This is a genomic window from Pseudomonas sp. S2_H10 (assembly GCF_054668285.1).
Map to the genome: position 1 here is coordinate 499,458 of NZ_CP162754.1, position 14,363 is coordinate 513,820.

General features: G+C 60.7%; 12 protein-coding genes. 4 read left to right on the top strand and 8 right to left on the bottom strand.

Features of this window, described 5'->3' with window-relative positions; genetic code table 11:
- The first annotated feature begins 42 nt into the window (after positions 1-42).
- Both AB4O16_RS02175 and AB4O16_RS02180 read left to right on the top strand, forming a co-directional pair.
- Positions 43-267: a YgdI/YgdR family lipoprotein gene (locus AB4O16_RS02175; RefSeq protein WP_160386984.1), complete on the top strand. Its 225-nt coding sequence runs from the start codon at positions 43-45 to the stop codon at positions 265-267.
- Between the two features lie 137 nt (positions 268-404).
- Positions 405-1,076: an MliC family protein gene (locus tag AB4O16_RS02180; protein WP_460156867.1), complete on the top strand. Its 672-nt coding sequence runs from the start codon at positions 405-407 to the stop codon at positions 1,074-1,076.
- A 44-nt stretch (positions 1,077-1,120) separates the two neighbouring features.
- Here AB4O16_RS02180 and AB4O16_RS02185 read toward each other — a convergent pair whose 3' ends face one another.
- The 4 genes from AB4O16_RS02185 to AB4O16_RS02200 are packed head-to-tail and all read right to left on the bottom strand — an operon-like array spanning position 1,121 to position 4,933.
- Positions 1,121-2,206, bottom strand: a complete 1,086-nt coding sequence (locus tag AB4O16_RS02185) for a polyamine ABC transporter substrate-binding protein (protein ID WP_460156868.1) — start codon at positions 2,204-2,206, stop codon at positions 1,121-1,123.
- 54 nt (positions 2,207-2,260) lie between these two features.
- Positions 2,261-2,617 carry a cupin domain-containing protein gene (locus tag AB4O16_RS02190; RefSeq protein WP_460156869.1) on the bottom strand — a complete coding sequence of 119 codons (357 nt, stop codon included), beginning with the start codon at positions 2,615-2,617 and terminating at the stop codon, positions 2,261-2,263.
- Between the two features lie 43 nt (positions 2,618-2,660).
- Positions 2,661-4,067 (bottom strand): NAD(P)/FAD-dependent oxidoreductase, encoded by a 1,407-nt coding sequence (locus tag AB4O16_RS02195; protein ID WP_460156870.1) that lies wholly within the window; start codon positions 4,065-4,067, stop codon positions 2,661-2,663.
- A gap of 50 nt (positions 4,068-4,117) precedes the next feature.
- Positions 4,118-4,933, bottom strand: coding sequence for a helix-turn-helix transcriptional regulator (locus AB4O16_RS02200; protein WP_460156871.1), 816 nt, complete (start codon positions 4,931-4,933; stop codon positions 4,118-4,120).
- 264 nt (positions 4,934-5,197) lie between these two features.
- Between AB4O16_RS02200 and AB4O16_RS02205 the strand changes: the two genes are divergently transcribed.
- Complete coding sequence (locus tag AB4O16_RS02205; RefSeq protein WP_160386983.1) at positions 5,198-5,470, top strand: DUF1652 domain-containing protein; 273 nt, start codon at positions 5,198-5,200, stop codon at positions 5,468-5,470.
- A gap of 569 nt (positions 5,471-6,039) precedes the next feature.
- On the opposite strand, the gene AB4O16_RS02210 is transcribed toward AB4O16_RS02205, so the two are convergent.
- The gene (locus AB4O16_RS02210) at positions 6,040-8,514 is read right to left on the bottom strand and encodes a UvrD-helicase domain-containing protein (protein WP_460156872.1); all 2,475 of its coding nucleotides are present in this window, start codon (positions 8,512-8,514) and stop codon (positions 6,040-6,042) included.
- A 245-nt stretch (positions 8,515-8,759) separates the two neighbouring features.
- Here AB4O16_RS02210 and AB4O16_RS02215 point away from each other — a divergent pair, with 245 nt between their 5' ends.
- Entirely contained in the window at positions 8,760-9,455 is a 696-nt protein-coding gene (locus tag AB4O16_RS02215) for a pirin family protein (protein ID WP_160385554.1), read from the top strand.
- Positions 9,456-9,621: 166 nt separating this feature from the next.
- Here the strand turns inward: AB4O16_RS02215 and pgm are convergent, their stop codons facing one another.
- From pgm to AB4O16_RS02230, 3 genes are all read right to left on the bottom strand, one after another.
- Positions 9,622-11,265 carry a phosphoglucomutase (alpha-D-glucose-1,6-bisphosphate-dependent) gene (pgm, locus tag AB4O16_RS02220; protein ID WP_160385553.1) on the bottom strand — a complete coding sequence of 548 codons (1,644 nt, stop codon included), beginning with the start codon at positions 11,263-11,265 and terminating at the stop codon, positions 9,622-9,624.
- Positions 11,266-11,376: 111 nt separating this feature from the next.
- On the bottom strand, positions 11,377-12,777 hold the full coding sequence (locus AB4O16_RS02225) for an aminotransferase-like domain-containing protein (protein ID WP_160385552.1): 1,401 nt from the start codon (positions 12,775-12,777) through the stop codon (positions 11,377-11,379).
- Positions 12,778-12,817: 40 nt separating this feature from the next.
- The gene (locus AB4O16_RS02230) at positions 12,818-14,260 is read right to left on the bottom strand and encodes a hypothetical protein (RefSeq protein WP_460156873.1); all 1,443 of its coding nucleotides are present in this window, start codon (positions 14,258-14,260) and stop codon (positions 12,818-12,820) included.
- Between the last annotated feature and the right edge of the window lie 103 nt (positions 14,261-14,363).

Consider the following 14,363-nt stretch of genomic DNA (forward strand, 5'->3'; position numbering starts at 1 on the left):
CGCAAGCTGATGGCACTGCTTCAAAATGAACGAGAGGTGATCATGGACATCAAGACTTTGGGTTTGCCCCTGGCCGTTGCGGCCCTGCTGATGCTGGCAGGCTGCTCGACGCCAACGGTGGTGACGCTGCAGAACGGCACCCAGTACCTGACCAAGGACATGCCGAAAACCAGGACAAGCGACGGCTTCTTCGAGTTCGAGGACATTTCAGGCGCGAAGGTGAAGGTCAGGGCCGATGAAGTGGCGACGATTCGCGAGGAAGACTGACGTTTCTCCTGGCACGATGTGGCAGGTTTCGAGCACTGCCTTACACTCGATAGACCCGTGCGACCGAATGACTGTGCAACGCTTCGACACGATGCGTTGCAATACGGGCATCACGCAAAGATTCAGGTGACGCCGAAATGAAAATGGTCATGCCACTCCTGGCCTCAGTGCTCGCCGTCAGCACGTGCGTGACGGCGAGCGTGTGTGACGCCGCCACCAAGGCAAAGCCAAAGCCCTTGCCAACGTACAAAACCAGTTTCGATTGCAGCAACCCCCAGGCATCCGTCGAACAGCTTGTCTGTCACGACGCGCAACTGGCGCGCATGGACCTGGAACTCAATCGACTTTATCTGCTGGCGCTCACCGACGACCATTCAGTGCCGCGTCCGGATAAAGTCGAGATTGATCAGCGGTTCTGGGTCCAGTCCCGTAACCAGTGCGGTGCCGGGCCCCAAGCCAGGGAATGCGTCGTGCGAAACTATGCCGAGCGTGCGTTCCAGCTGCGCCAGGGTTCGGCCATTGCGAGAACCAAAGACCCGAGCAGGCTCACCGAAGGCCCGCTGGCCTATCGTTGCGCAGGGTTCAACGCTTTGGTTGCCGCCACCTTCTTTACCGTCGACCCGGGCGTTTTGTTCCTCAAATGGGCGAACACCTCCATTACCCTGAACCAGGTGCCGAGCAACTCCGGAAACCAGTACACGGGCAAGGATTCCAAGGGCAACTACAGCTTCTGGCAATTGGGCAATGACGTGTTCCTGCAGATACCCGGCTCAGGACAGATGACGTGCGCAGTCGAGCCGGTGGGCTGAAGGCCTGACATCGGGACATCCTGTCCCGATGACCGCTCGATGCTTCAGCTGCCGGTGCGAATCTTGTTCCACACGCGGGTGCGAACCCGGTCGATGTTCAACGGCATGGCTTCGAGCGCAAACAGCTTGCCCATCATTTCCGGGCTTGGGTAAACCTTGGTGTCGTTCTTGATCGCCGGGTCGATCAGGCTGTCGGCCTGTTCGTTGCCATTGGCGTAGTGCACGTAGTTGCTGACGCCGGCCATGACGTCCGGGCGCAGCAGGTAGTTCATGAAGGCGTAGCCGGCCTTTTCGTCCGGAGCGTCGGCCGGCATCGCAACCATGTCGAACCAGATCGCCGCACCTTCCTCGGGAATCGCATAGCCGATCTCGATGCCGTTGTTGGCCTCTTTGGCGCGGTTTTCCGCCTGCAGGATGTCGCCGGAGAAACCGACCGCCACGCAGATATCGCCGTTGGCCAGGTCACTGGTGTACTTGGACGAGTGGAAGTAACTCACGTACGGCCGCACTTTCAACAGCAGCGCTTCGGCCTTCTTGTAGTCCTCCGGGTTCTTGCTGTGATGCGGCAGGCCGAGGTAGTTCAGCGCCGCCGGCAGCAATTCGGGGCCGTTGTCGAGAATGGCCACGCCGCACTTCTGCAACTTCTGCATGTTCTCGGGCTTGAAGATCAGGTCCCAGGAATCCACCGGGGCGTTGTCGCCCAGCACGGCCTTGACCTTGGCAATGTTGTAGCCGATGCCGGTGCTGCCCCACAGGTACGGGAAGCCGTGCTCGTTGCCCGGATCGTTGGTCTGCAATGCCTTGAGCAAGACCGGGTTGAGGTTCTTCCAGTTCGGCAACTGGCTCTTGTCGAGTTTCTTCAGTGCACCGCCTTCGATCTGCCGGGCCATGAAGTGGTTGGACGGGAACACCACGTCATACCCGGATTTGCCGGTCATCAGCTTGCCGTCGAGGGTTTCGTTGCTGTCGTAGACGTCGTAGGTGAAGCCGATGCCGGTTTCTTTCTGGAAATCCTTGGTGGTGTCCGGTGCGATGTAATCCGACCAGTTGTAGATTTTGACGGTTTCGGCCGCCTGGCTGATCGATGCAACCAGCATCAGCGGGGCCAGTGTCAGGGTCTTTCGGATCATGAGTCGATTCCTGTAGGGGTTGTTGTTATTGGCAGGCAATCAAAGGATCAGCTTTCAAATTCCTGGGAATTCAAAAATCAAAACGTAGGTCTTGCGCACGGTTTCCTGGATGTCCCAGATGCCGAGGCTGTTGGCCGGCAACATCAGTGCGTCGCCGGCCTCGATGTGCAGCGGTTCTCCGCCGTCGGGGGTGAAGGTGCAGCGGCCCTGGATGAAGTGACAGAACTCCTGGGCGACGATCTGCCGCCGCCAGCGCCCCGGGGTGCATTCCCAAACGCCCGTCTCGACGCCGTCGTCGCGTTCCACACTGGTGGTCGACGCCACGGCCACGGGCGTACCCGGGGGGACGGCGACCGGATTGGACTCGTCCAGTTTCAGGGTTGCGGTGTTCTTGAATTGCGTGATGCTCATGGGAATACCTGTCGATCTGGCCTGTAGATGAAGAGCGCACCGTTCAGTGCATGAAACCTTCCATGAAACCGGCGACCCCGCTGGCCAGCTTGCGCCGCCAGGGCGCAGTGGCCGGGTTGGCCAGGGTCTGGTCCTCATGGACAAAGCTGCGGATGATTGCGTTGTAGCCGAGCCAGCGCACGGGTTCCGGCTCCCAGGCCCTGAGCGCGTCGAGGCCGCGCCGGGGGATGACCCACGGCTGACGCACCAGATCGCTGTCGCGGCCGAGGATCAGGTCGGCGAGCGTGCGCCCCCCCAGGTTGCTGGCGCCGACACCCTCCCCGCCATAACCGCCGGACAAGGCGATGCCGCTGGCCCGGTCGCAGAGCATGTGTGGCTTGAAGTGCCGGGACATGCCCAGGTTGCCGCCCCAGGAATGGGTGATCTGTACGTTCTTCAACTGCGGGAACAGCTCGCCGAACAGATAACGCCGCAGGTCTTTTTCATCCGCGGTCAGGTCGAAGTCGTGGCGCAGCTTGCCGGCGAACTGATAGCCGCCACGGGCGCCGAAGATCAAACGGTTGTCAGCGGTGCGCTGGCCGTAGGTCACCTGGCGACTGGCCTCGCTGAAGGCCTGGCCGCGACTCAGGCCGATTTCGTCCCAGGTCGCCGCGGACAACGGCTCGGTCGCGACGATCAGGCTCTGCACCGGCATCTGATAGCGCCCCAACGGCGGCAAGGTGATGGAGTAACCCTCTACCGCCGGCACCACCCAGTGACAGCGCACAGATGCTTTCGCCGTGCGCAGGCCGCCGGATTGCCAATGGGTGACCGGGCTGTTTTCGTAGATTTTCACCCCCAGGCGCTCCACCGCCCGGGCCAGCCCGCGCACCAGTTTGGCCGGGTGGATGGTCGCTACATGCGGCGCGTAGATGCCGCCATAGGGCTTGGCGACGCGAATCTGCTGTGCCAGTTGTTCCGGCGTCAGCCAGCGATAGTGGCTATCGTCGAGGCCCTGGCGGTGGAGATCGTCCAGATAGTGACGCAGGCTGGTCTCCTGCTCCGGGTAGCGCGCGGCGCAATACAGCACCCCGCCTTTACGGTAATCGCAGTCGATGCCCTCACGTTCGAGGACAATCCGCACTTCATCCGGGATGCTGTGCAATAAATCGTAGGAGGCTCGGCGTTGTTCGGCGGAAAGATTGGCCAGCAGGCGTTCCTCACCGAGCAAATTGCCCATCAGCCAGCCGCCATTGCGCCCCGACGCGCCGAAACCGGCGGTTTGCGCTTCGATGATGGCAATGTTCAGCTCGGGTTTGTGCCGCTTGAGGTAGTACGCGGTCCAGAGACCGGTGTACCCCGCCCCGATGATCGCCACCTCGACATCCAGGTCCTGCTCCAGCGTGGGACGTGCCAACAACGGCTCGTCGAGCTGGTCCATCCACAAACTGATATCGCGCCACGCCGACATGCAAGACTCCGCCACTCAAACTTCGATGGCGTCGATCCTAGTGCGTGGGCTCAGACGCTGTCTTGCGCGCGTGCACGCAAAGAAATTTGTTTGACGTAGGCCTTGGGTGACTGGCCGGTGTGCTGGCGGAAACAGCTGTAGAACGCCGACAGCGAATTGAACCCGGCAGCGAAGGCCAGCTCATCGATGCGCAGCGGTGGCGTGGCGGCATCCAGCGCTGCCAGCAGATGTTGCAGGCGCGCCTGGTTGACGTAGCGGTAGAAGCTCTGGCCCAGGACCTGGTTCAACAGGTAGGAAATCTGATTGCGGCTGTACCCGCACTCCTTCGCCACCCGCTGCAGATCGAGCTCCGGGTCGAGATACGGTTGCTGGCCCTGGAAATACTGCTGCAGGTCCTCGGCCATGAAGCTCAATTGGCGCGGCGACAGACCGAGCCGGCTGACGGCCGGGCGCTGGCTGTGGGTGGCTTTGCTGCCCGCTTGCTCATGCACCAGCGAGGCGTATTCATTGACCCGCCAGATCAGCCCGTCCTTGACGGTGATCGCCTCGCTGGCGCGGAACGACACCAGCCCTTCACCACCGCGCAAGGTGATGCGGTACTGGATGAACGCGGTGTTGCCGTCCAGGCGAATGCGGTCGGAGTGCTCCAGCGCTTCATCGGGGTCCCGGGGCATGCTGCTGCGCACGTATTCGCGCAACTCGGCCAGGCCCATGACCCGGTTCTGGAAGAAATCGTTGTACTGCACCTGCGGGTGATAGAGCGCCATGACGCCGTCCAGGTCCCGGTGCTTCCAGCGCAAGTGATAGCGCATGACCGTCTCGGCCGTGGCCTGGGTTTGCAGCGGGCCATCATCATCGGCGTGCATTGAAAGTCCCGGCAAAAAAAGCCGAGCTTGCCCAACTTCCGCTCAGGCTTCAACGACTAAACGGATGAGGGTTTGGGGCGGCAAACACCACCAAAGCGTGACCTGAATCAAAAAAACGCCAGCAATCGCCAAACGGCCTGAAAAAACCACATTCCTTTCACACACGGATGCTACTTTTAAAGACTGTCACTGGTTGAACCAATGAAGGTTCTTCCCTCCTACCATGAGCTAAAGGAAGCGCTCGATACTGAAGGCGGGCAACACATGAACAAAGGCTTCAGCAAGGTCACCTTTCCAAACGCCTGCCAGCTGATGCGCTGGCATTTTCATCCCATGGGATTCGAGGCGAGCATGGACGCGCCGGGCAGCATGATTGCCCGTCTTTTTGACCGTGCCACTGGCGAGACCATGATCGCCATTGCCGGTATTCCGTGCGCTACCGTGATGAACGCCGCGGATGTCGAACGAATAATCGAAGCGGTGGAGGATGAGCTTGAAGCCTTCGTTCCACCGGAGGCCCTCAGGAGTTACGCCTGAAGATTCAGTAGTCAAAAAAGCCCACTTCAAGTGGGCTTTTTGTTGAGCGCAATTCCTTGCTCGCGATGGACGTTAACGATAACGCTGTGAACCGGATAAACGCGGTGCACTCGAGTCCATCGCCAGCAAGCCGGCTCCTACAGTTTGGTGTTCACATCATTTCGACCCGGACGCGGTCCCTTGTAGGAGCTGGCTTGCCAGCGATGGTCGTCAACGATAACGCGTGTAACCCGGATAATCGCGGTGCACTCGAGTCCATCGCCAGCAAGCCGGCTCCTACAGTTTGGCGTTCACATCATTTCGACCAGGACGCGGTCCCTTGTAGGAGCTGGCTTGCCAGCGATAGACGTTAACGATAACGCGTGTAACCCGGATAATCGCGGTGCACTCGAGTCCATCGCCAGCAAGCCGGCTCCTACAGTTTGGCGTTCACATCATTTCGACCAGGACGCGGTCCCTTGTAGGAGCTGGCTTGCCAGCGATGGTCGTTAACGTTGACGCGTGTGACCTGGATAAACGCGGCGCACTTGAGTCCATCGCCAGCAAGCCGGCTCCTACAGGGTTGCGATTCAGGCGGTGGTCTGGCTTTTACGATGATCGACAAAAAACGCCTTGCCCTTGCCAACCCGGTCGGATGCCTTGGGCAGGTTCGCGGCCTGGGTGTCTTGCGCATCGACGTACCAGTAGCAATGGCTGACGGCTCGGGTAATGCCCACGTATGCCAGGCGCAGGATCTCGTCCTTCTGGGCGTTGTCGTAGGGTTCGCTGTCGCCGGCCTTGCCCAGGCCCGCCAGGCGGTAGACCTGGTTCTTGTAGGGTGAACTGGTCAGGTGCTGACAGTCGCCGAGCAGGAACACTGCATCGGCCTGGAGGCCCTTGGCGCTGTGATAGGTCAGTTGCTTGAGCCTGCGAGCCTCGTACGGCAAGCTCGAATCAACATTAACTACAGACTGAATATGCTCTTCTATCAATGACTTATCGCTACTTTTTCGATAAAGCATCAAGATTGAATCACCCTTCCGGTAATGCTCCATCAGGCGCTGCGCCATGCCCTGGTCATCACGGTCGAGGACGTTCACCGGCAGCAATGCCTTGGGCTCACCGCTGGCCTTGGCTTTCTTCCCGGCAATCGCTGGTGCTGCGCGCACGATGTGCTCGGCGGCATCGATGATGTACTGGTGGCTGCGGTAGTTGTCGCTGAGCATGACCCTGGTGGTGCTCGGCGACGGGAACTCCTTGTTGAATTCCATGAAGTAGCTCGGCGAACTGCCGCGCCAGCCATAGATGGACTGCCAGTCATCACCCACACAAAGCAACGAGGAACGCTGGGCCCCGCGTCCGACATGCATGGCCGGCCCGCGACTGCGGATCTCCGCCAGGCTGGCCCGGATCCAGGAGACGATCTGCGGCGAAACGTCCTGGAATTCGTCGATCATCAGGTGCGACAGCGGTCGCAGCAACTCGTCGCCGAGCAGTTTCAGATTCTCCGGCGAATGTTCGCTGAACAGGGCGAACATCCGGTTGTAGGTCATGATCGGCGGTTTCTGATCGAGCAAGTGATCTTCCAGCGCCCGCCAGTACAGACTCAAGGCTTCAAAGAAGAACCGGTCGGGATCGTCCTTGGCGAAACTCATCTGCCCCACGGCGCTCGGCACGTCCAGACCGAGGTTTTCGATGAACCCGGCGGCGGCGACAAAACAATCGAGCAGCGGCGCCGAAGCGAGCTCGCCCTTGACCTTGTAATCGAAGCCCGGCCCGGCACTGGCATCGCCGGCAAGGGAGGCCAGGACACGCTTTGACGATTCGTAGCTATCCAGCCATATCAGTGGCTTACGGCAGAAAGCTTGAAACAGGGTGCGCTTTACCGCCCACTCTGCGCGCACCGACAGCTTGGCGTTTGGCCGGGCCAGCTGCGGGCTTTCCCCGGGATCGAACCCCAGCACCACCCAGGCATCCAGGGACGCAATGTAGCCGTGACAATGGAATGTCGAGCCATTGATATCGAACGACTGGCGATTCGGCTCGATACCCTTGATCGGCCAGGCACCAGCGCGAATCCACAAATCCTCAAGGGTGTCGCACAACTCTTCATCGCGCTTGGCCGCCAGTTCGGTCACGCCGATGCGTTTCTGCACATCCGGGTGATCGCGCTCCAGCTCCTTGAGTTGCAGGGCATGCCGGGACAACGGCTTGATCAGCTCGCGAAAACGCTCATCGTCGCGGTGTAGACGGTGATAGCAGGCATTGAGCTGTTGGCGTTGAGCGTCGTTGATGCGCAGGTCGAACGGATTGCTGTCGACCTCCTCGTCACCCTGCGCCGCCCGCAGGCTGAGGTTCTCGAAAGCCTGCAAACGCTCGAACCCCGGGAGGCTGCGCACCATCGGCAGGATCCGCGAGTGAAAGGTGCGCACCAGGTCCCGCGCCTCCTTGAAACTGATCGCGCGGCCCCAGAGCGCAAACAGTTCGATCAGCTTGTTGATGAAGTCCTTGCGCGACTCGCGGGTGAAGGTCACCACGGTCATCGAACTCAGCTCGAAGCCCAGGTAATGGCTCAACAGCAGGATGCGCAGCACCAGCGTGGTCGATTTGCCTGCACCGGCGCCCGCGATCACCGAAGTGGACGGCGTGTCGCTGAAGATCATTTTCCACTGGGCGGCGCTGGGCTGGGCATGGGCCGGCAGCAACCGGGCGACATCCGCCTTCATGCGCTTCTTCAACTCGGCGCTCAAGGGCAGGCGCCAATCGTCGAACAGCAGCTCATCGACATTCGGTGGCCGGTGTTCAGTGCTGCGCGAGTCGCGGATCAGCAGGACCTGCCGACCCTCCTCCAGCCCTTCGAGCTTGCCTTCCTTGTAGCCGTAATCGACCCCGGCGCTGTGTCCACTGCGAAAACCATCAGCCTGGCCGTGCAACCACGACGCACGGTGCTGTGCGTGCAGGCGGGTCAGGCTGTAGCCGAAGAACCGGGCGAGCAATCGCTTGATCAGCGGCATCTCGGCCAGGGGACGAAGTTCAGGAGGAAGATCGGGGGTGTGTTGCGGCACGCGGACTGACTCCAGGGTGTGAGGCTGTTGGGCGCTATGGTGTCTGCATTTGCCCTTGAGTTCTAGTCAATTGCTTATGACTCATTGGCTTATGCGATGAATTGAAGGTTGGATGAGATAATTTCGAGATAACTTCATATCTATCGATTCGATGGGAATGCTGCATTTTTTACGCTTTTTATCGATTGTTGCCTGTTGGATGATGGCCGTCATTACCCACCGACGAAGCTTTTCAGGAGACGATCATGCTCGAACTCAGGCCTTTCAACTCGCTCGGCGGTGCTAACCACGGCTGGTTGGATGCTCACCACCATTTTTCGTTCGCCGAGTACTACGACCCCAAACGTATGAACTGGGGCAACCTGCGGGTCTGGAATGACGACGTGATCGCTCCTGGCACCGGTTTCCCGCAACATCCGCACCGCGACATGGAGATCATCACCTATGTCCGCGAAGGCGCCATTACCCACCAGGACAACCTTGGCAACAAGGGCCGCACCGAAGCCGGTGACGTCCAGGTCATGAGCGCCGGCACCGGGATCGCCCACAGCGAGTACAACCTGGAAGCTACACCGACGAGGATTTTCCAGATCTGGATCATCCCCAACGAGACCGGCCTGGCCCCTTCCTGGGGCGCCAAGCCGTTCCCGAAAGGCGACCGCGAAGGTTTTGTCACGCTGGCCAGCGGCAAGGAAGGCGACGAACAGAGCCTGCGCATCCGCGCCGACGCCCGGCTGGTGGCGGCCAATCTGAAGGCTGGCGAGACTGCCGAGTACCACTTGGACAACGGTCGTCGTGCGTACCTGGTACCGGCCACCGGGGTCATTGAAGTCAATGGCTTGCGCGCACAAGCTCGAGACGGAGTCGCGGTGGCCGATGAGGCCGTGTTGCGGGTGACGGCCATTGAGGACAGTGAGATTGTTCTGGTGGACTTGGCCTGATCCGAAATTTGCGGCGTTCTTGCTGAAGTCATCGCTGGCAAGGCAGCTCCTACAAAGGCGAATGCATTCCAATGTAGGAGCGAGCCTGCTCGCGAAAAACCCGAGAATACGCGGGGTGTCAGGCTGCCAGCGTTATCGTTGACGACCATCGCGAGCAGGCTCGCTCTTACAAGGAAATCGCCCCATCCACCAGCGCTTGCGCCTCGGCCACCAGTTGCTTGAGGTGGTCGTCGCTGACAAAGCTTTCGGCGTAGATCTTGTAGATGTCTTCCGTGCCCGACGGGCGCGCCGCGAACCAGCCATTTTCGGTCATGACCTTGAGGCCGCCAATGGCCTGGTCATTGCCCGGTGCGTGGCTGAGGATGCTCTGGATCGGCTCGCCCGCCAGTTCGGTCGAGGTGACCTGTTGCGGCGACAGCTTGCTCAGCAGCGCTTTCTGCTGCGGATTGGCCTTGGCGTCGACCCGCACCGAGAACGGTTCACCCAGTTCATCGGTCAAGGCGCGATAGGCCTGGCTGGGGTCGCGACCGGTGCGGGCGGTCATCTCGGCGGCCAGCAGGGCCGGGATCAAACCATCCTTGTCGGTGCTCCAGACGCTGCCGTCCTTGCGCAGGAACGAGGCGCCGGCGCTTTCTTCGCCACCAAACCCGAGGGAGCCATCGAACAGGCCATCGGCAAACCATTTGAAACCGACCGGCACTTCGTACAGGCGACGACCCAGGCGCTTGGCCACGCGATCGATCAGGCCGCTGCTGACCACGGTTTTACCCACGGCGGCATCGGCGCGCCATTGCGCACGGTTCTGGAACAGGTAGTCGATGGACACCGCGAGGTAGTTGTTCGGCGCCAGCAAACCACCGGACGGCGTGACGATGCCATGGCGGTCGTGGTCCGGATCGCAGGCAAACGCCACGTCGAAACGTTCCTTGAGGCCGATCAGGCCTTGCATGGCGTGACTGGACGATGGGTCCATGCGGATCTGGCCGTCCCAGTCGACGGTCATGAAGCGGAAAGTCGAGTCGACCTCTTTGTTCACCACCTCCAGGTCCAGGCGGTAATGCTCGGCAATCGCCGACCAGTAGCGCACCCCTGCTCCGCCCAGCGGATCGACACCCAGGCGCAGCTTGGCGTCGCGGATGGCGTCGAAGTCGATCACGTTGATCAGGTCGGCGACATAGGTGTTGAGATAGTCGTGACGATGGGTGGTGCTGGCCTTCAGTGCCTGCTCGTAGCCGATGCGCTTGACGCCCGCGAGCTTGTTGGCCAGCAATTCGTTGGCCTTGGCTTCGATCCACTTGGTGATGTGGGTATCGGCCGGACCACCGTTGGTTGGGTTGTACTTGTAGCCACCGCTCTGCGGCGGATTGTGCGACGGCGTGATGACGATGCCATCCGCCAGGCCGCTGGTGCGACCACGGTTGTAGCAGAGAATCGCATGGGAAATGGCTGGCGTCGGCGTGTACTCGTCGCCCGCGGCGATCATCACCGTCACGCCGTTGGCCGCCAGCACTTCGAGGGCGCTGGCGCCGGCCGGCGTGGACAGCGCGTGGGTGTCGATGCCGACGAACAGCGGGCCGTCGATGCCTTGAGCTTGGCGATACAGGCAGATCGCCTGGCTGATCGCCAGCACGTGCCATTCGTTGAAACTCAAGTCGAACGAGCTGCCACGGTGCCCGGACGTGCCGAAGGCAACGCGCTGGGTCGAAATCGCGGCATCAGGCTGGCCGGTGTAATAGGCCGTTACCAGTCGCGGGATGTCGACCAACAATTGTGCCGGTGCCGGTTTACCCGCAAAAGGACTGAGTGTCATGCAAAACCTCTGGAATAGAGTGGTTCAGGAGTTGGGTCGCAGTTTACTGGCAGTTTGACCGCAACGCGATGGGATCGATCCACGGGGAGTGAAGCTTGTTTGTCGCCCCGCTCAGTCGATCGATTCCAGACGCAGCGCATCGCCCAACAAACCCAGCGCGGCGGCCAGATTGTGATCACCGCCGAAGGTATGGCTCAGGCGCAAATGTTGCCCGTGCAGGCCATGCAGGCTGAACAGTTCGCCCGGCGCGACAACCACCTGATGCGCCAACAGGCGCTGGAACACCCGGCGGACATTGACCTGACGCAGCGAGCGCACCCAGATCGTTGCCCCGCCTTCTGGCTCGACGAAATGCAAGGCATCGCCCAGCCGCTCCTGCAACAGCTGGGTCATCTGACTTTTACGCTCCTTGAGCAGCCGTCGCAGCACCAGCAGGTGTTGATCGATGCGGCCGCTGCTATATAAACGGGCGATGGCTTTCTGGCGTATCGGCGACAGACGGAAGGAGCGCAGCAGAAAGTGCCGTTGCAGCTCGGCGCTCAAATGCCTTGAAAGCAGGTAGCCATAGGGCGCTTCCGCACCAATGGTTTTTTCGAAGGTGGAAAACACCATCAGCCGTTCAGGGTCCAGCAAGTCGCGAAAGCGTACGCCATCGGGTTCGAATCCGAGTTCGCCATAACAGTCGTTTTCCAGCACCCAGCTGTCATGCACAGCCAACAGCCGGGCGATGGCCTGGCGGTTTTCGTCAGGCGCCTGGCTGCCGCGCGGCATGTTCAGGGCCGATGACAGCATCACCAATTGCACCGGTTCGGTTTCCAGCAGCGTTTTCAGGCGCTGCGGATCCAGGCAGCCATCGGCTTGCACGGGCAACTCGATCACGTGCACGCAGGCGGCCTGGAACAACCGCAGGAACGTCCAGTCGCACGGTGACTCCACCACTACCGTGGCGTCTTTCAACGCCAGCACGGCGATGAGGATTTCCAGTACGCCCCGAAGATCGGCGCCGATATAGACATCATCGGCGTGCCAGTAGCGCATGGGTGACGTGGTGTAGCGCGCTGCCAGGGCGGTGCGCAATTCCAGCTCGCCGCAGGGCTGCGAAGGCGACTGCGGCTGGCGCGGGTACTGGCGCAGCAACTCGCGCTCCAGCAGCAGCAACGGGCTGTCCAGCGGCTGCAGCAGGGCCGGCTCATCGGCGCTCAGGACCAGCATCCCCGGACGCCGGGCATTGACGTACACCGCTTCCAGCAGATCACTGGCGCTGTCCTGCGGGTTGATCGAGGACACCGGCAACGCGTAGTAACCGGACTTGGCCACTGAATAGACGCGCCCTTCCTTCTCCAGCAGCGAATAGGCGTATTGAATGGTCGAGATCGACACATTGAGGCGCTCTGCCAGTTGTCGCAGCGACGGCAGGCGAATGCGCGAATCCCCTTCCGATTCGTTGATCAGGCAGGCCAGGTATCGATAGACCGCCTGATAGGCGAAATCCGTTTCTCGTGGTCCTTTCATGGCAGCAGGCCGACAACACTGGCTGGAAATCCGCCCACGTTCAGTGATCCGCCGACCATTCTTCCTCCAGCGTGAGGCTGGCGTCAGGCGCCCCGCTATCGCCTTGCGACGCCCATTGCAGGCGATAGAGCTGGCCAATCAGGCTGACGGGCAAGCCGCTGACGTCCATCATCCAGTGCATGATCTGTTCGGCGACCGAATGCCCCTGCATGGCCCGGTGCAACTCCGGCAAGGCCACCAACATGCCCGGGTGGCACTCTCGCAAAAAGCGCTCAAGTCCCGCACCTTGCTCAACAAAGGGGGAAAAGAGCAGGCACACCAGTTGTGCTTCGCTCAAGCCCAGGATCTTCTGCGCCTCAGCCGTTGCCCGTGCGCGCAGCTCGCTCAGTGTCGCCGGGTTGCCGAATACCTCGATGGCCTGCTCGCACAAACGCTCGGGCAGCTCCTTGCGACGCATCATCACCAAGGCGCGCTGCAGGTATTGCGCAATGCCGCCGGCGTAATCGCGACCCTGCACAAAGCACGCTTGCAACCCGCGCACGTGCGCAGAGATCAACGGACTGACGAATTCGTTGTCGCTGACCTGCCCGGACAATTCGTCAGGCCGGAATCCGAGAAATTCAGTGAGTATTGGCCAGCGCTCTTCCAGGCTACTGACCAGCAGGTCGTGAATGTCGATGCAGGCCGCACGACGACAAGTCTCGAAGCGCTCCTGCGGACGCCATCGAGCCTGACCATGACCGGCATACAACGCCTGATAACAGTCGCTGCCCAGTTCATCGAGCAGTGCAAACAACTCCGCAGAACCGGCTTCGCCCACTGGCAAAGGCTCGAGCCCTGCCTTGGTGGCGGCACGCCGCAAACCGTCCATGAACTGCTGTTGCTGACGTGGCGTGTCACTGATGAGCAAGGCGTCGACACCACCGTCCCAGCGAGCGATTTGCCCGTAGAACTCTGCCGTGGCCAGATAACCGTCATCCCACAGGTCCAACCCGCCACGCCACTGCCGGCGATGGCCAATCATCAACAGGTTCAGGCGACTGGCCTCGCGAGCGGCCTCGGACATCGGTGCCAGGTGATCAAACGGCAGGATTTCCCGGTCATCGACCATCAACACCTCGACCCGGGGGTCGTCATAGACAAACAATGCGCTGTTGGTCCTGTGCATGTTTTCCATGGCCATACCGCTTGCGCCGTTCAAACGCAACGAGGCGATGCGCAGCTGGAAAGTCGTCGGCGAACGCGTGGCGATCGTCAATTGCGCGGCACGCAACAGGGCCAAGGCGTAGCAGTTGTCACGGGCCCCGGTCTGGACCGCCAACACCTTGTAGTCGCCAATCTGCTCCATGCCCCCCGCCGCGAACGCCAGGCGTTGAATCAACAATTGCAATGCGGTGCGTTCGGCACGCGAGAAAAAACCCAGCAATCGCTGCAGCACTTGTTGATAGACATAGTTCATCGCTTGGTCATGGATGCTGGTCATCTTTATTTACCTGGTACGCGTAAGTTCAATATCGTGCGGACAGCAAATGGCGCGGGACTGTCTGCACGAATGGAGTCATGGACTTTATTGCCAAATGCTAGCA